The organism is Polaribacter sp., from assembly GCF_049276715.1.
Lineage (GTDB): Bacteria > Bacteroidota > Bacteroidia > Flavobacteriales > Flavobacteriaceae > Polaribacter.
The window spans coordinates 135,424-151,474 of record NZ_JBASWY010000016.1 but is presented as its reverse complement, the minus strand read 5'-3'; the positions used below and the strand labels follow the sequence as shown (position 1 = coordinate 151,474).

Here is a 16,051-nt window from a genome sequence, read left to right as displayed (position 1 = left end):
TAATCAAAAATAGTACTTTTATTAATTGATTATGAGCGAATTCGAAAACATACAGAAGAAATTACATCAATTTACACGTAAATACTATACAAATGAATTGATAAAAGGAGCTATTTTATTTTTTTCCTTAGGCTTTTTATACCTTTTTTTCACGCTCTTTATAGAGTATTTTTTATGGTTAAAACCAACAGCTAGAACTATTTTATTCTGGGTTTTTATTGCTGTTGAAGTTTTTTTATTGATACAATTTATAGCCATTCCTATTTTTAAATTGATTGGTTTTAGAAAAGGAATTTCTTTAGAAGAATCATCCAAAATTATTGGTGCTCATTTCCCAGAAGTTCAAGACAAATTATTAAATGTGTTACAACTCAATGCAAATGGGCAGGAATCTGATTTAATTTTAGCAAGCATCAATCAAAAATCAGCAGAATTGAAACCCATTCCTTTTCTCAAAGCAATCGATTTTAAACAAAACAAAAAGTATTTAAAATACGCAATTGTCCCTGTTTTAATTTATGTAATTAGCTTATTTACAGTGAATAATGGATCACTTTCAGAAAGTTTAGATCGTGTTGTAAATCATAGAACAGCTTATAATCCTCCTTCACCTTTTTCCTTTTCTTTACTGAATAATAATTTAAAAGTTATTCAAGGAAAACCAATTACAATTTCTTTAAAAACTGTTGGAAATGTAACCCCAAGTGAAGCAATTATCATCTTTAAAAACCAGCAATATTATTTAGAGAATAATGGAAATGGATCGTTTTCTTATACATTTTCGGATGTGCAAGAACCCATTAAATTTTATGCAGAAGCAAACAGAATTCAGTCTGAAGATTATCAAATAGAGGTAATTGGCACACCAACTATCAACAATATTTCTTTGAATTTACAGTATCCAAATTATTTAGGCCGTAAAAATGAAACTATACAAAATTCTGGAAATTTAACAGTTCCTGAAGGCACAAATATTAATTGGAATGTGCAAACAACTAAAACAGATGAACTTGTTTTTATTAGTAATGAGCAAAGACAAAATTTTACAAAGTATGCTGATGATAATTTTGAATTTCAAAAGGAAATTGAAAATGCATTGAATTATCAAATTTCATCTTCCAATAAAAATTTAAAAGATTACGAAAATTTACAGTTTTCTGTGGCTGTTGTAAAAGATGAATTTCCGATAATTTCTGTGCAATCGAATATCGATAGCATTTCACGTGGAACAGCTCAATTTGCAGGACAGATTTCTGATGATTATGGAATTCGAAAACTACAGTTGGTGTATTATGATGAAGATTCACCAGAACAAAAACAAAATTTTAATCTTCAAATTTCAAAGGAAAATATTCAAACTTTTTTTTATCAATTTCCTGATGGATTAAATTTGAATAAAGGAACGAATTACGAAATGTATTTTCAGGTTTTTGATAATGATGCTGTAAATGGAAATAAATCTGCAAAAAGTAAAGTTTTTAATTACAGACAAAAAACTGAAGATGAAGTAGAAGAGGAGTTGTTACAAGAACAAAGAAATACGATTAATGATTTAGAAAATTCTGTTCAGAAACAGAAAAAGCAACAAGAACAATTAGAGAATATTCAGCAAGAATTACAGAATAAAAAAAGCATTAATTGGAACGATAAAAAGAAAGTAGAAAGTTTTATTAAGCGTCAGGAACAATATCAACAAATGATGCAAAAGCAAACTGAAAAGCTGCAACAGAATATAGATGAAAAACAAGAAAAAGATAAGACTTTACAAGAGAAAAAAGAAGATTTAAAAGAACGAATAGAAGAGCTTAAAAAGTTAGATAAACAACAAAAGCTATTGGATGAAATTCAGAAAATGGCTGATAAATTGAACAAAGAAGACTTAGTAGAAAAAGCCAAGGAATTAGCGCAACAAAACAAACAGCAACAGCGCAGTTTAGAGAAAACTTTAGAAATGGTAAAACGTTTTTATGTAGAACAGAAAACCATGCAAATTGCTAACAAGATTGAGGAACTTTCCAAAAAACAAGATGAGTTAGAGAAGAAGGAAGACAACACATTAGAGGCTCAAAAAGAAATCAAAAAAGAATTTGAGGCAATTAAAGAGGAGTTGGAAGAATTAAATGAAGATAATGAAAAGTTAAAAGAACCAATGGAGTTGCCAGATGTTGACCAAGAAAAGGAAGACATTGATAAAGAGTTGAGTAAATCTGAAGAAAACTTAAAGAATCAAGATCAGAAAGAAGCAAAAAGCAGTCAAAAGAAATCATCTAAAAAGATGAAAGAAATGAGTGCTAAAATGCAAAAATCAATGATGGAAATGCAAGGAGAATCCATAGAAGAAAACATGGAAGACTTGCGAAAAATACTTGAAAACTTAGTTATTTTTTCTTTTCAGCAAGAGGAATTAATGAATAAGTTTAGTGAAACTTCAATAGCACATCCAGATTTTGGAAAAGACCTTAAAAAGCAGAATGAAATTAAAACTTATTTTGAACACATAGATGATAGTTTGTATGTTTTGGCAATGCGTTTACCAAAAATATCTTCTAAAATTCAAGACGATTTATCTTCTGCACATTACAATTTAGAGCAGTCTTTAGAAAATTTTTCTGAAAACAGATTCAATAATGGAGTTTCCAATCAACGGTATGTAATAACAGCCACCAATAATTTAGCAGATTATTTAAGTAATATATTAAATGAAATGCAAAATAATATGGCCATGAAAATGGGCAAAGGAAAAAAGGGAAAAGGACAAGGTTTTAGTTTACCAGACTTAATTAAAAAACAAGAAGGTTTGTCTAAAAAGATGGAAAAAGGCATGAAGAAGGGCGAAGGAAAAGAAGGGAATAAACCCGATTCTGATGGAAAACCAGGAGAAAAGGGAGAGAAAGGAGAAAAAGGCAAAGATGGCAAAGATGGAAAATCTGGTGAAAATGGAAACAAAAATGGAGAAGGAGAAGGAGGTTCTAATGACGATTTAGATGGTGAATTGTATGAAATTTTTAAACAACAAAGTCTATTAAGACAAGAGTTGCAAAACGCCATTCAAGAAAATGATAATGGAAAACCCGGAAATAATGCGAATGCAAAGAAAGCATTAAAAACCATGGAAGAACTAGAAAACGAAATACTTGAAAAAGGATTTAATGCTGGTTCTTTACAAAAAATGCAAAACTTAAATTATGAGCTTTTAAAATTAGAAAAGGCAGATTTAGAGCAAGGAAAAGATGAAAAACGAAAATCGAATGCCAATCAGAAAGAGAACGAAAGAAACAAAGTAAAAGCATTAGAATTTAAAAAGCAGTTTTACAATCAAATAGAGATATTAAACAGACAATCCTTACCTTTGCAACAAAATTATAAAAAGAAGGTCAGAGAATACTTTTCTGATGATAAAAAGAAGGAATAATGATTGAGTTTAATTATGAAACAGAATTTAAATTAGAGAATGAAAAATCACTAGCAAATTGGATTGAAAACATTATTTCAGAGAAAGGTTTTGAGGTTGGAGAAATCAATTATATTTTTTGTGATGATGCCTATCTTCTGAAATTGAATGTAGAGTTTTTACAACATGATACATTAACTGATATTATTAGTTTCGATAATACATTGGGTAAATTAATATCTGGTGATATTTTTATCTCTATAGAAAGAGTAAGCGAAAATGCAACAGAATACAATGTAACTGTCGAAGAAGAATTGCACAGAGTTATGATTCATGGTGTTTTACATTATTTAGGTTTTAAAGATAAATCTGATAATGAGAAAATGATAATGAGAAAGCAAGAAAATATAGCCTTATCTTATTTAAGATATTGATAATCAAATAAATAAAATAGAAGTTTCACGTGGAACTTATCAAATAATGAGTTTATTTTCAACAACATATGACGTAATTGTAGTAGGTGGTGGTCATGCAGGGAGTGAGGCAGCTGCAGCTGCTGCAAACATGGGTGCACACACCTTGCTAATTACAATGAATTTGCAAAACATTGCCCAAATGAGTTGCAATCCTGCAATGGGTGGAATTGCCAAAGGTCAAATTGTAAGAGAAATTGATGCGCTTGGTGGCTACAGTGCAATTGTAACAGATAAAACTGCGATTCAATTTAAGATGCTCAACAAGTCCAAAGGACCTGCTATGTGGAGTCCAAGAGCGCAATCTGACAGAATGCAATTTGCAGAATGCTGGAGAACAATGTTAGAGCAAACAAAAAATCTAGATTTTTATCAAGATTCTGTAAATGGATTAATCTTTGAAGACGATAAAATTGTTGGCGTAAAAACGGCTTTGGGTTTAGAAATAAAATCAAAAACAGTTATAATTACAGCAGGAACTTTTTTAAACGGATTGATCCATATTGGTGATAAAAGTTTTGGGGGTGGTAGAGCAGGTGAAGGAGCGTCAAGAGGAATTACAGAAGATTTGGTTGCAAAAGGTTTTGAGGCTGGTAGAATGAAAACAGGAACGCCTCCAAGAGTGGATGGAAGATCTTTGGATTATTCTAAAATGGAAGAACAACCAGGAGATGAAATCACAGAAAAATTTTCTTACTTGCCAACTACGAAGGCACTTCAAAAACAACGTTCTTGTTGGTTAACATATACCAATTTAAAAGTACACGAATTATTAAAAGAAGGTTTTGATAGATCACCAATGTTTAATGGTAGAATTAAATCTACAGGACCAAGATATTGTCCTTCTGTAGAAGATAAAATCAATCGATTTGCAACTAAGGATAGACATCAAATTTTTGTAGAGCCAGAAGGTTGGACAACTTGCGAAATGTATGTAAATGGCTTTTCAACATCACTTCCAGAAGACATTCAAGACAAAGCTATTAGAGCTATTGAAGGTTTTGAAAATGTGAAGTTTTTTAGATATGGTTATGCAATAGAATATGATTATTTTCCACCAACACAATTAACGCATTCTTTAGAAACCAAGTTGATTAAAAATCTATTTTTTGCAGGGCAAATTAATGGAACTACAGGTTATGAAGAAGCTGCTTCACAAGGTTTAATGGCGGGTATAAATGCTGCCTTAAAAACACAAGGTAAAGAACCTTTTATCTTAAAAAGGAATGAAGCGTATATTGGTGTTTTGGTTGATGATTTAATTACAAAAGGTACAGAAGAGCCTTATAGAATGTTTACTTCTAGAGCAGAATATAGAACTCTTTTAAGACAAGATAATGCAGATTTAAGATTAACGCCAATGGCTTTTGAATTAGGGTTAGCATCAAAAGAAAGAATGGAAAGAGTTTTAGAAAAACAACGTAAAACAGATTTGTTAATTAAATTTCTGGAAGAAACAAGTGTAAAAGAAGCAGAGATAAATCCGATTTTAGAAGCTAAAAATTTAGATTTAATTAATCAATCTATGAAGCTTTTTAAAATTGCTGCAAGACCACAATTAGATTTTTCTGACTTTAAAAGCATCAAAAAATTAAGCAAGTTTTTAGAAGAGAATAACATTGATAAAGAGATTATAGAACAAGCAGAAATTCATTTAAAATATTCTGGTTACATAGAAAAAGAAAAAAACAATGCAGATAAATTAAATAGATTAGAGAATGTAAAAATTCCATCTTTGTTCGATTATCAAAAAGTAAAATCTTTGTCTTTTGAAGCAAGAGAAAAGTTATGTAAAATTCAGCCAACTTCTATATCTCAGGCTAGCAGAATTAGTGGAGTTTCTCCAAGTGATATTTCTGTTTTGTTAGTTTATATGGGGAGATAAATTTTTAAAAAATTAAATTGTTCCACGAGGAACAATCGAATAAAAAATTAAAATTTTAAATGATTTGTCATTCCTGCGAAAGCAGGAATCTCTTTTTAAAAAAAATATAAATGAATCAAAAAATAGACTTTTATAAAAATTTAGAACCCTTTTTAAGCTGCAAAGATTATACTGTTTCTGGGGAAGTTTATCAAGTAAAAAAGAATACTGAATTCGATTTATTAGCAACAGTTCCTGTTCCTAAAAATTTATCAGATTATTACAAAAGTGAAGATTACATTTCTCATACAGATTCTAAAAAATCTGTTTTAGATAAAGTATATCAATCTGTAAAAAATATTACTTTAAAAAGAAAATTAAAACTAGTTAATAAATACCTTCTTTGTCAAGAGAGTATTTCTAGACCAGAAAAAAATATTTTAGATGTTGGAGCAGGAACAGGTGATTTTTTAAAAGTTTGTCAAAATAATTCTTGGAATGTTTTTGGAACAGAACCAGATTTAGGAGCAAGAACTATTGCTTCAAAAAAAGGAATTATTCTGCAAGAAGATTTGTCAAAATTGGAAGGTAAAGAATTTGAAATAATTACACTTTGGCATGTTTTAGAACATGTAGAAAATTTACAAGAGTATATTTCTATTTTAAATAATTTACTCTCTGAAAAAGGAAGATTAATTATTGCTGTCCCAAATTACAAAAGTTACGATGCAAACTATTACAAACAATTTTGGGCTGCTTTTGATGTACCTAGACATGTTTGGCATTTCTCTAAAACTTCAATTACAAAATTGTTTTCATTAGAAAATATGATTGTAGAAAAAACACTTCCAATGAAATTCGACAGTTATTATGTTTCTCTTTTAAGTGAAAAATATAAAACCGGAAATATGAATCTTTTAAAATCTTTTTATGTAGGTTTTATATCAAATTGGAAAGCAAAAAGCACCAAAGAGCATTCTTCTTCGATTTATGTTCTTAAAAAGCGCTAAAAATCCATTTTAAAAAGGCAAGTTTAAAGATAATCGCAAAAAACACATAAACACTTTAACAAAAAATAAAACGAGCTTAAAACACGTGTTTTAAGCTCGTTTTTCATAAGAAAAAGTTATAATTATAAAAATTAAATAGTTTTTAACTATTTAACAAATAAACACCCCAAAGTGTGATAATAAAGTAAACAGCTAAGCTCATTGCGCCTGCATAATCTTTTGCCAAACGTTGGCCAATTAATAAAAAAATTAAAGTTACAGCACAAAGCTCTACACCCAATAAAGCGATCTCTTTTGCGCCAGAAGTGTATAATTGATATACACCAAATAACATTAAAACACCAGCAGCTATTTCTAGCACTAAAATAATAGCTAACAATAAAGGAACACTATTTTTGAGAGGAGAATTTTTAAAGTGATCTTTTATAAAAGAAAGATTACCTCTCCAATCTAATAATTTGTCTATACCAGATTGTAAAAAAGTAACAATTAAAAAAAGAAGCGTTACCACTTCTGTTGGGTGCTCAGATAAAAATTTCATAATTGGCTTTTATATTATTTACTAAATAAACGTTGAAAAAAGTTTTTAGACTTTTCTTTTACTTCTTTAAAATCTTCTTTTGCTTCTTCTGCAAAATCGGCTAAATGTTCTGCAGCTTCACTCGCAAGTTCAGAAGCGTTTCCTTTTAAATCCTCAAAAGTTTCTTTAGCTTTTGCTGCAAATTCTGCGGCTTTTACTTTAGCTTTATCAGAATATTCTGTAGTTTTCTTTTTAACGTTTTCTATATTTTCATCAGAAAAAGCGTCATCAATTAAATCTTTTGCAGAATCTAAGGCTTCTTGAGCATCTGTTACAAATTCGTTAGATTTTTCTTTTAAAGTATCTATAAGATCTTTTTTTTCTTTACCCGGTTTTTCTTCAGACATAATAGTTAAATTTTAGTTTATAAAAATGCTTTATCAATAGGTTCCCAAAGTTCTATTTTATTTCCTTCATTATCTAAAATCCAACCGAACTTTCCATATTCAAACTCTTGCATTTCTCCTACAATAGTAACACCTTCTTTTTTAAGTTCTGCTAATAATTCTAATAAATTTTCTACCCTATAATTAAACATGAATTCTTTTTTCGATGGCTCGAAATAATCGGTTTTTTTAGCAAAAGGACTCCATTGAGTAGAAGCATCATTCCCATTTTTATCTTTCCACCAAAAAGTAGCACCATAATCATCAGTATTAAAACCTAAATGTTTTTTGTACCATTCTTTAGATGCTTTTGGATCTTCACTTTTAAAAAAAAACCCTCCAATTCCTGTAACTCTATTTTTCATAATTATTTTTTTATTGCATATTCGTAAGTGTTAATCCATTCATTAACAGTTATTTTGGTGCATAATTTACCAATTAAATCATAAGGAATTTCTTCTAACTTTTTAAATCGGATACAACTTTTACCCATATCTAATTTATGGTTGCAATGCTTTGGATATTCTGCTACAAACCAATCTAAAAGTTCTTTTTTTGCATAGATACCCATGTGATATAAGTTCACTGAATTCTTTTGGGAAGCAATATTTATAAATGGTAAAGGTGTTCCAGGCTGACAATGATAGCCTTTTCGATATTTAGAAAGAGGGACATAAAATCCAATCATTTTATATAGAATTCCTTCTTCAAAACCTAAAGGCAAATTTTCTTTGATAGCAGTTCTTAATTTATCAACGTGAATTCTGCGTTCTTCTGGGATTTGAGAAACATATTCTTCAGGTGTACTTGCTTCGAAAGTCATTTTTATTTTGGTTGATGATTTGAAGCCAACAAGTTAACAAAATTTTGCTTTAATTTTATCTACAATTGTTTGTGCTAATTTTTGGTTACTTTCTATGGTCCAGCCTGCAATATGTGGAGATAAAATTACATTATCGGATGCAATTAAATACTGGAAAGCTTCAGGCATATTGTCATCAGAAAAAAGATTTTCAAAAGAAGATTTTTCATATTCTAAAACATCTAAACCAGCACCTAAAATTTTACCTGATTTTAAGGAATCCACCAAATCTTTGGTAACCACAGAAGTTCCACGTGCAGTATTTATCAACCAAAAATTCTTTTTAAAGTTATTGATAAAAGTAGTATTTATCATGTTTTTTGTGATTTCTGTTTGTGGTGTATGTAAACTTAAAACATCGCTTTTTTCTTGGATTTCTCGCAAAGAAACTTGTTTACAATTATTATCGCCAACATTCGGTTTTATATCGTAACACAAAACTTCTACATCAAAACCACGAAGTTTTTTGGCAAAGGATTTTCCCATATTTCCATAACCAACGATGCCTACTGTTTTTCCATCAAGTTCAATTCCTCTGTTTTTTTCACGCAACCAATTTCCATTTCTAACCTCTTTGTCAGCTTTGTTTAATTTATTAAAAAGGGATAAAAGCATAGCTAAAGAATGCTCTCCAACAGCATTTCTGTTGCCTTCTGGAGCTGCAATTAAAGCTATATTTTTTGATGTTGCATATTCGCAATCTATGTTTTCTAAACCAGCACCAACTCTTCCAATAAATTTTAAATTGGTTGCTTTGTCTAAAAAATGTTTATCAATTTTAAATCGACTTCTGATGATAAAACCATCATAGTTCTGAATTTTAGCTTCAATTTCTTCTTTTGAAGAAGTATAATCTTCATCATTTGCGAAACCTAAGTCGTTTAATTTATTTATTAATAAAGGATGATTTGTGTCTAAGTGAAGGACTTTCAAGGGTCAGATATTTAGATGGTTGGTATTTTAGATTTTTAGAGCTGAACTGAACTTTGACATCATTTTAATTATTTGATGTAAAGAATTATTTAGTCTTTCAAGTACATTTTCATTAATAAAGCCTAAATCGAAAGAAAGTAAAAGTTGTGTTTCAATTTCATAACAAGAACCTAAAGAAATTACTAAAAAACGATTAAAATCTTTATTAGAACTTCTTGAGGCGCCTTCGGCAATATTAGATGCAACTGAAACACTCGCTCTTCTTAATTGTGAAACTAAACCAAATTTTTCTGTTTCAGGAAATAGATTTGTTACTTCATAAATTTCTTTACAAAAAGCTCTACTTAATTGCCAAAACTTTAAATCTTTATATCTGTGCATTTTTAATAGACTATTGGAATTTATAAAATTAGATTTCTAGAAAAATGCGTATATTTTAAATCTAAACATCTAATAATCTGGCTTTCTAACAATCTACTTTAATACTGCTCTTTATCACTAGGAAAATCTTTGCTTTTTACATCAGCAACATATTGTTTAAAAGCACCTGTCATATCAGCATATAAATCTAAATATCGTCTTAAAAAACGAGGATGAAATTCATGTGTCATTCCAATCATATCATGAGTTACTAAAACCTGACCATCAACTCCATTTCCAGCTCCAATACCAATTACAGGAATAGAAATTGCCTCAGCAACTTTCTTAGCCAATTTTGCAGGCACTTTTTCTAAAACAATGGCAAAACAACCTAGTCTTTCTAAAAGTAAAGCGTCTTCCATTAACTGTTCTGCTTCTTGTTCTTCTTTAGCTCTCACTGTGTAAGTTCCAAATTTATAAATAGATTGTGGAGTTAAACCTAAATGTCCCATCACTGGAATTCCTGCATTTAAAATGCGTTTTATAGATTCTTTTACTTCTCTACCACCTTCTAATTTTATAGAATGTGCTCCACTTTCTTTCATAATTCTTATGGCAGAACGTAAAGCTTCTTTTGGGTCTGATTGATAACTACCAAAAGGCAAATCTACTACCACTAAACAATGCTGAATACCTCTAATTACAGAGCTTGCATGATAGATCATTTGATCTAAAGTAATTGGCAATGTAGTTTCATGGCCAGCCATTACATTCGAAGCAGAATCACCCACCAAAAGCACATCTAAACCAGCACTGTCTAATATTTTTGCCATCGTATAATCGTAAGCTGTTAGCATAGAAATTTTCTCTCCATTTGCTTTCATCTCTACAAGAGATTTTACAGTAATTCTCTTATACTGTTTTTTAGATACTGACATATTTTTTAAATTTAGATTGCGTAAAAGTAATAAATTAAAGCAGATGTTTTATAAGTGGATAAGTTTGTAATGTTTTTTTGGTTATCATGAATACAAAAAAAATAGGTAATTTTATATTTCAAAAAAATCAATTATGACAAAATTCATCGTGTTTTTAGTGTTGCTACTTTTTTCATCAACCATAATGGCTCAAGAAAAAGAAGAAGAAATAGCTATTAAAAAAGTAATTGAAGTTTTCTTCGAGGGTTTGCATAAAGGAGATAGCACTCTTATGAAAACAACATTGCATAAAGACATTAAAATTCAAACAACTTCTACCACAAAAGAGGGTAAGAATATTTTACAAACAGATTCAAAAAAAAAGCTACTTACTTCAATTGCCAATAAAAAATCAGACCACGTTTACTTAGAAAAATTGCTCTCTATTGATATTAAAATTGATGGAAATTTAGCTTCAGTTTGGACGCCTTATGAGTTTTATTTTAACGATAAATTTAGTCATTGTGGAGCCAACTCTTTTCAATTATTTAAAAATAACGGAAATTGGGAAATTGTTTTTTTGATTGATATAAGAAGAAGAGATAATTGCAAGGTTTTAGAAGAAAAAAAATAGCATTATATTTGAGTTTTAAACACTACAATGCCAGAAGAAAAAATTATACTAAACCCAAATAAATGGATAGACAATTATGCAGATTATCTATTCAATTACGCAGTTGTGCGTGTTAATGATAGTGATTTAGCAAAAGATTTAGTCCAAGAAACTTTTTTTGCGGGTTTAAAATCTGCTAAAAATTTTCAAGGAAAATCTACAGAAAGAACCTGGTTAGTTTCTATTTTAAAGAGAAAAGTTATAGATTATTACAGAAAAAGTAACTCCAAAAAAGGGCAAGCAGAAGTAAGAATGAATTTTTATAATGATGGTGAAAATGAAGGAAATTGGATAGAAGAAAGAGTGCCACAAAGTTGGGATAATGCATCTGAAAAGGATATTGAAAACGAAGAATTAAGAACTCAAATAGAGGCCTGTATAGATAATTTGCCAGAAAAATATGCCATGGTTTTTAGATTAAAAACCATTCAAGATTTTGAAACTGAAGAAATTTGTAAGGAGTTAGACATTACAGCGTCCAACTTATGGGTAATTATTCATAGAGCTAGAACACAACTCAGAAAATGTATGGAAGATAACTGGTTTAACAATTAAATAATGTTCAAGAAATTTAAAATAACTTGCGATGAAGTCACAACTATTTGTGATAAAAATCAATATGGTGAAGCTACTTTTTGGGATAAAGTAAAATTGAATATTCATTTTTTGCGTTGTAAAATTTGCCCTGTATACACGAAACAAAATGTACTTTTAACCGTTTTTTACAAGAGTTATTCTGAGAATTGTAAAAAAGTTCATCATTGTTTAACTATTGAAGAAAAAGAAGAGCTAAAAAGAGAATTTAATAAAGTTAATACACAACAATTTTAAACTTTTTTAAAGTTAGGTTTTTAGATTTTATATCTACATAAATCTATATTTTTGCGATTCTTTAAACTTTTAAAAAGATGCACTTTTTACCAGAAAAAATCGACAGTTATGTTGTGAATCACTCTCAGCAAGAACCAACAATATTGCAAGAATTAAGCAGAGAAACTTGGCAAAAGGAACTAAACCCAAGAATGTTAAGTGGTGCTTTTCAAGGCAGAGTTTTATCAATCATATCAAAATTAATTCAACCAAAAACAATTTTAGAGATTGGCACTTATACAGGGTATTCTGCAATATGTTTGGCAGAAGGTTTATCAACAAAAGGAAAAATTATTACAATAGATAAAAACGAAGAGCTAGAAACGTTGCAAAACAAATATTTCGAAAAGTCTGGTTATAGAAACCAAATTCAGCAAATAGTTGGAGATGCCACAGAAATTATTCCAACAATTAACCAGAAGTTTGATTTAGTTTTTATTGATGCAGATAAATCGAATTACATCAATTATTTTCATTTAATTATTGATAAAATGAATTCTGGCGGAATTATTCTATCTGATAATGTTTTATGGAGTGGAAAGGTTATTGAAGAATTAGACCTTAAAGATGTAGATACCAAAGTTTTATTAGAATACAATAAACTATTAAATTCTGATGATAGAGTAGAAACTGTTTTGTTACCAATAAGAGATGGCTTAACCTTAAGTAGAGTAAAATAAACGATTTTATAAACGCATAATTTTAAATTTATCTCATACGCTTTATAGGGCCTGTTAAATCATCAATATTATCTTTTACCTCAGAAATCTCTTTTTTGATGTCTTTAGTAAGATCTGTTTCTATACCTTGATTTTTTGCGCTATCGTTAATTTCTTTTTTAATATCATTAGTAGCATCTTTTATTTGACGCATTCCTTTACCTAAACCTTTGGCAATTTCAGGAATTTTATCTGCACCAAAAAACATGACTACAATGAGCATCACTACAAAAATTTCTGGACCGCTAATAAATAAAAATGTTGTATTCATATAGCAGACAAAGATAATAGTTATTCTAATATATATTTTAATTTGTTAAAGTTAAAATTTCATATTTTATAAGTGGTTTTTATTAAAAATTATTTTGACGAATGCACAAAATAAAAATTTACGATTTCCTTACAAAATTTTAAAACACTAATAATGAATAACTTAAAACCATTTTTTAATTGTAATAAAAATATTTGTTTTTTATTTGTTGATAAATAAAAAACATTTTGTATTTTTACCCAATAATATTAAACCCCTTAATATGAAACCCCTAAAAAAAGCTGTAGCGCTTCTTATGCTACTTATTGGTATTTTTTCGTTTAACAAAGCAGAAAATACTACAACAGAAACCAACTTAAATCTTGAAGAAATTAACGTAATTGCTCTGCTTTCAGAACAAGGTTACGAATGTAGACCAACATCTGATTTCATGTTTTACGTAGAAACAAGTCTTATTAAAAAAGAAAGAGGTTCTAACTCCATTGACGCCAAAGTATTTGTTTTAAACAGGAAATCAGGCCAAAGAAGTTTATTGTCTAATGAAATTATTCAAGTTCCTAATTTTGAAGGAACTACAATGATTTTTGAAGGAGAAGTGACTGTTAGCGATTGTGGAAAAGATTTACAAATGTTAACTGGAGATAAAGTAATGGTAAGTGCTGTAAATATGCCTTATTGTTTTAATGACCTTATTAAATACGAGAGTATTTATAATAGCTACATTAAGTCTACAAACAAATTGTTAGATTTAAAAAGGTCTATATAAAAAAAAATTTTTGTACCCATAGAATCTAAAACCTAAAGGCTAAACATTGCTTTTAGGTTTTATTTTTTTATATTTAAAAAAAATTTAAAAATGGAAGAATCATTAAATGACATGAGCCCTATGCTTATCATCACACAGACATTTTACCTCCTTTTTGCGGTTTTAATGGTTTGGTTGCTAATTAAAGCAATTCGATTTTTTACTCTTAAGAATAGAGAACTTAAAAAAAATTTAAATAAAGAATAAACTATTTCTTCACCAACATCCTCTTAATCTCATTCAATTTCATCAATGCTTCAATAGGTGTTAACGTATCAATATTAATTGTTAATATTTCTTCACGTATATTTTCTAAAAGTGGGTCATCTAACTGAAAAAAGCTGAGCTGCATATCTTCATGTTGCGTTTGTTTTAAAACGTCTTTTACTTCTGCGTTTTTATTGTTTTTTTCTAATTGGGCCAGTATTTTTTTTCGATTTCTAATTTCTTTAAAAACCATTTTAAGAATCTTTTTTAAAAAGGTGAGTAAAAACATACTTTTTTAAGAGCAAAAAAAGTGATTTTAAAGTTTTATAATATTCTGATTATTAATAGTTTAATTTTTTTCATCTCCCTGTTTACAGGGAGATGAAAATTTCACCATAAACAGGTATTGGCACCAACCTAATTATCGGCTAAGTTTATAAAACAAAATTTATAAAAAAGCAAAACACAAAAACATTGCTTTTTTCAATTTTAAAAAATGGGTATTTTATTTTAAAAATTAAGAGTAAAATATGTCGAAAATTAAAAAGGATAAAAGAAGTTTTTGTTATGATATAAATGGTTGTAGGCATCCCTCGTAAAGGAAAGCCAACGAAAATTTAGATTATGCAAGAAAACCTTAACAATAAGTTAAAATAAAAACACGAATTAATTAAACAAATTATTTGATTTTAAGAAACTAAAATAAATTATTATGAAAAACTTAAACCACAAAAACAAAATTTACCACGTTTTATTTATTTCTATTGCATTACTTTTTCAAAACTGCGAACTTTTTGGAGAAGACAACGATACTCCTCAACTCCCAGAAGCCACACAGAGTGGTAAAGGTACATTTGGGTATATAGTAAATGGAGAAGTTGTTAATATTACTAATACTTCTGCACAAGTTGCAATTTACCAAGGTGGGTTTATACAATTTGGTTCTGCAGGTGTTTATATTGTAGCTTTAGACCCTTTTACTACAGGTGTCTCTTATGAATTTAAAGATATTGGTGAAGGAGTTTCTAGAGCAAAATACACAACTAAAGTATCAGAAAATAAATTCTGTCTCTACGAATACAAAGATACATATGAAGGCTTTGTTAAATTTACTAAAATCGATAGGGTAAATTATATAATTTCGGGAACATTCGAATTCTCCACAAAAACAGACGACTGTGAGGATATTAAGATTACTCAAGGGGTTTTTGACTTAAAGTATATCCCATAATACATATAAATCAATTAATTTAAAACAAAAAAACTATGAAAAAGATTATTTTATCTTGCATACTTTGTACGCTTTTATTACAAATTAACGGTCAAAACAATGCGTATTATAACCGAATGCAACATGTTTTTGGCAATATTGACATGACAAAAGTAACAACAGGATATTTAAAAGAATTTGGAATAAGATTTAATACTATTGAAGTTGATATTTCAAATTATAATTCTATTAATGATGAGTATGAGATTTTATGGGCAAAAAGCAACACAAACAATTCATATGCAAAGACAGATTACGATGTAATCGACTGTAAAACAGGTGCTGCAACAGTTGCAGCAGCTGGAAGAGTTATTGCGTTCGGTTCTTTTTTTGGATGCGTGCCTTGCGCTTTTGTAGGTGGAGCAATTACAGCATTAGGATCAATAGGTTTTATAGCGTGTGTTGCAACTAATAGTTAATTTATGAAAAGGAATACGAAGGTTTATTTTTATTTAGAAAT

General features: G+C 29.1%; 19 protein-coding genes and 1 pseudogene. 11 read left to right on the top strand and 9 right to left on the bottom strand.

Annotation, left to right across the window (positions count from 1 at the left end; translation table 11 throughout):
* Positions 1 to 31: 31 nt before the first annotated feature.
* The 4 genes from WAO74_RS04765 (at position 32) to WAO74_RS04750 (ending at position 6,738) form a co-directional block, all read left to right on the top strand.
* Positions 32 to 3,412: a DUF4175 family protein gene (locus tag WAO74_RS04765; RefSeq protein WP_422160027.1), complete on the top strand. Its 3,381-nt coding sequence runs from the start codon at positions 32 to 34 to the stop codon at positions 3,410 to 3,412.
* The gene (ybeY, locus tag WAO74_RS04760; RefSeq protein ID WP_422160026.1) at positions 3,412 to 3,825 is read left to right on the top strand and encodes an rRNA maturation RNase YbeY; all 414 of its coding nucleotides are present in this window, start codon (positions 3,412 to 3,414) and stop codon (positions 3,823 to 3,825) included. Before WAO74_RS04765 ends, ybeY begins: the two co-directional genes overlap by 1 nt.
* Before the next feature lie 46 nt (positions 3,826 to 3,871).
* Positions 3,872 to 5,749, top strand: coding sequence for a tRNA uridine-5-carboxymethylaminomethyl(34) synthesis enzyme MnmG (mnmG, locus tag WAO74_RS04755; RefSeq protein WP_422160025.1), 1,878 nt, complete (start codon positions 3,872 to 3,874; stop codon positions 5,747 to 5,749).
* Positions 5,750 to 5,859: 110 nt separating this feature from the next.
* Positions 5,860 to 6,738 (top strand): class I SAM-dependent methyltransferase, encoded by an 879-nt coding sequence (locus WAO74_RS04750; protein WP_422160024.1) that lies wholly within the window; start codon positions 5,860 to 5,862, stop codon positions 6,736 to 6,738.
* A gap of 142 nt (positions 6,739 to 6,880) precedes the next feature.
* On the opposite strand, the gene WAO74_RS04745 is transcribed toward WAO74_RS04750, so the two are convergent.
* From WAO74_RS04745 to panB, 7 genes are all read right to left on the bottom strand, one after another.
* Entirely contained in the window at positions 6,881 to 7,279 is a 399-nt protein-coding gene (locus WAO74_RS04745; protein WP_422160023.1) for a DoxX family membrane protein, read from the bottom strand.
* Between the two features lie 14 nt (positions 7,280 to 7,293).
* A complete protein-coding gene (locus WAO74_RS04740) occupies positions 7,294 to 7,665 on the bottom strand; it encodes a hypothetical protein (RefSeq protein ID WP_422160022.1) in 372 nt (123 codons plus the stop codon).
* Positions 7,666 to 7,682: 17 nt separating this feature from the next.
* On the bottom strand, positions 7,683 to 8,069 hold the full coding sequence (locus tag WAO74_RS04735) for a VOC family protein (protein ID WP_422160021.1): 387 nt from the start codon (positions 8,067 to 8,069) through the stop codon (positions 7,683 to 7,685).
* Positions 8,070 to 8,071: 2 nt separating this feature from the next.
* Positions 8,072 to 8,527, bottom strand: a complete 456-nt coding sequence (locus WAO74_RS04730; RefSeq protein WP_422160020.1) for a DUF1801 domain-containing protein — start codon at positions 8,525 to 8,527, stop codon at positions 8,072 to 8,074.
* 33 nt (positions 8,528 to 8,560) lie between these two features.
* Entirely contained in the window at positions 8,561 to 9,499 is a 939-nt protein-coding gene (locus WAO74_RS04725) for a 2-hydroxyacid dehydrogenase (protein WP_422160019.1), read from the bottom strand.
* A 27-nt stretch (positions 9,500 to 9,526) separates the two neighbouring features.
* The gene (locus WAO74_RS04720) at positions 9,527 to 9,880 is read right to left on the bottom strand and encodes a four helix bundle protein (protein WP_422160018.1); all 354 of its coding nucleotides are present in this window, start codon (positions 9,878 to 9,880) and stop codon (positions 9,527 to 9,529) included.
* A gap of 98 nt (positions 9,881 to 9,978) precedes the next feature.
* On the bottom strand, positions 9,979 to 10,797 hold the full coding sequence (panB, locus tag WAO74_RS04715) for a 3-methyl-2-oxobutanoate hydroxymethyltransferase (protein WP_422160017.1): 819 nt from the start codon (positions 10,795 to 10,797) through the stop codon (positions 9,979 to 9,981).
* 133 nt (positions 10,798 to 10,930) lie between these two features.
* Here panB and WAO74_RS04710 point away from each other — a divergent pair, with 133 nt between their 5' ends.
* From WAO74_RS04710 to WAO74_RS04695, 4 genes are all read left to right on the top strand, one after another.
* A complete protein-coding gene (locus WAO74_RS04710; protein WP_422160016.1) occupies positions 10,931 to 11,410 on the top strand; it encodes a nuclear transport factor 2 family protein in 480 nt (159 codons plus the stop codon).
* 27 nt (positions 11,411 to 11,437) lie between these two features.
* Positions 11,438 to 12,004, top strand: coding sequence for a sigma-70 family RNA polymerase sigma factor (locus WAO74_RS04705; protein ID WP_422160015.1), 567 nt, complete (start codon positions 11,438 to 11,440; stop codon positions 12,002 to 12,004).
* Between the two features lie 3 nt (positions 12,005 to 12,007).
* Positions 12,008 to 12,280, top strand: coding sequence for a hypothetical protein (locus WAO74_RS04700; RefSeq protein ID WP_422160014.1), 273 nt, complete (start codon positions 12,008 to 12,010; stop codon positions 12,278 to 12,280).
* Between the two features lie 77 nt (positions 12,281 to 12,357).
* A complete protein-coding gene (locus WAO74_RS04695) occupies positions 12,358 to 12,999 on the top strand; it encodes an O-methyltransferase (protein ID WP_422160013.1) in 642 nt (213 codons plus the stop codon).
* 28 nt (positions 13,000 to 13,027) lie between these two features.
* Here the strand turns inward: WAO74_RS04695 and WAO74_RS04690 are convergent, their stop codons facing one another.
* A complete protein-coding gene (locus tag WAO74_RS04690) occupies positions 13,028 to 13,309 on the bottom strand; it encodes a Sec-independent protein translocase subunit TatA/TatB (protein WP_422160012.1) in 282 nt (93 codons plus the stop codon).
* A gap of 262 nt (positions 13,310 to 13,571) precedes the next feature.
* Between WAO74_RS04690 and WAO74_RS04685 the strand changes: the two genes are divergently transcribed.
* Positions 13,572 to 14,075, top strand: a complete 504-nt coding sequence (locus WAO74_RS04685) for a hypothetical protein (protein ID WP_422160011.1) — start codon at positions 13,572 to 13,574, stop codon at positions 14,073 to 14,075.
* A gap of 247 nt (positions 14,076 to 14,322) precedes the next feature.
* On the opposite strand, the pseudogene WAO74_RS04680 reads toward WAO74_RS04685, so the two are convergent.
* Positions 14,323 to 14,550: pseudogene (locus WAO74_RS04680) on the bottom strand (hypothetical protein); the annotation flags it as partial.
* Between the two features lie 483 nt (positions 14,551 to 15,033).
* On the opposite strand from WAO74_RS04680, the gene WAO74_RS04675 reads away from it, so the two are divergent.
* Both WAO74_RS04675 and WAO74_RS04670 read left to right on the top strand, forming a co-directional pair.
* Positions 15,034 to 15,552 carry a hypothetical protein gene (locus WAO74_RS04675; RefSeq protein ID WP_422160010.1) on the top strand — a complete coding sequence of 173 codons (519 nt, stop codon included), beginning with the start codon at positions 15,034 to 15,036 and terminating at the stop codon, positions 15,550 to 15,552.
* A 35-nt stretch (positions 15,553 to 15,587) separates the two neighbouring features.
* Positions 15,588 to 16,010 carry a hypothetical protein gene (locus tag WAO74_RS04670; protein WP_422160009.1) on the top strand — a complete coding sequence of 141 codons (423 nt, stop codon included), beginning with the start codon at positions 15,588 to 15,590 and terminating at the stop codon, positions 16,008 to 16,010.
* Positions 16,011 to 16,051 lie beyond the last annotated feature (41 nt).

Coding starts and splice junctions, on each gene's coding strand:
- WAO74_RS04765 (WP_422160027.1), top strand. CDS start 32: ATGAGCGAATTCGAAAACATACAGAAGAAATTACATCAATTTACACGT.
- ybeY (WP_422160026.1), top strand. CDS start 3,412: ATGATTGAGTTTAATTATGAAACAGAATTTAAATTAGAGAATGAAAAA.
- mnmG (WP_422160025.1), top strand. CDS start 3,872: ATGAGTTTATTTTCAACAACATATGACGTAATTGTAGTAGGTGGTGGT.
- WAO74_RS04750 (WP_422160024.1), top strand. CDS start 5,860: ATGAATCAAAAAATAGACTTTTATAAAAATTTAGAACCCTTTTTAAGC.
- WAO74_RS04745 (WP_422160023.1), bottom strand. CDS start 7,279: ATGAAATTTTTATCTGAGCACCCAACAGAAGTGGTAACGCTTCTTTTT.
- WAO74_RS04740 (WP_422160022.1), bottom strand. CDS start 7,665: ATGTCTGAAGAAAAACCGGGTAAAGAAAAAAAAGATCTTATAGATACT.
- WAO74_RS04735 (WP_422160021.1), bottom strand. CDS start 8,069: ATGAAAAATAGAGTTACAGGAATTGGAGGGTTTTTTTTTAAAAGTGAA.
- WAO74_RS04730 (WP_422160020.1), bottom strand. CDS start 8,527: ATGACTTTCGAAGCAAGTACACCTGAAGAATATGTTTCTCAAATCCCA.
- WAO74_RS04720 (WP_422160018.1), bottom strand. CDS start 9,880: ATGCACAGATATAAAGATTTAAAGTTTTGGCAATTAAGTAGAGCTTTT.
- panB (WP_422160017.1), bottom strand. CDS start 10,797: ATGTCAGTATCTAAAAAACAGTATAAGAGAATTACTGTAAAATCTCTT.
- WAO74_RS04710 (WP_422160016.1), top strand. CDS start 10,931: ATGACAAAATTCATCGTGTTTTTAGTGTTGCTACTTTTTTCATCAACC.
- WAO74_RS04705 (WP_422160015.1), top strand. CDS start 11,438: ATGCCAGAAGAAAAAATTATACTAAACCCAAATAAATGGATAGACAAT.
- WAO74_RS04700 (WP_422160014.1), top strand. CDS start 12,008: ATGTTCAAGAAATTTAAAATAACTTGCGATGAAGTCACAACTATTTGT.
- WAO74_RS04695 (WP_422160013.1), top strand. CDS start 12,358: ATGCACTTTTTACCAGAAAAAATCGACAGTTATGTTGTGAATCACTCT.
- WAO74_RS04690 (WP_422160012.1), bottom strand. CDS start 13,309: ATGAATACAACATTTTTATTTATTAGCGGTCCAGAAATTTTTGTAGTG.
- WAO74_RS04685 (WP_422160011.1), top strand. CDS start 13,572: ATGAAACCCCTAAAAAAAGCTGTAGCGCTTCTTATGCTACTTATTGGT.
- WAO74_RS04675 (WP_422160010.1), top strand. CDS start 15,034: ATGAAAAACTTAAACCACAAAAACAAAATTTACCACGTTTTATTTATT.
- WAO74_RS04670 (WP_422160009.1), top strand. CDS start 15,588: ATGAAAAAGATTATTTTATCTTGCATACTTTGTACGCTTTTATTACAA.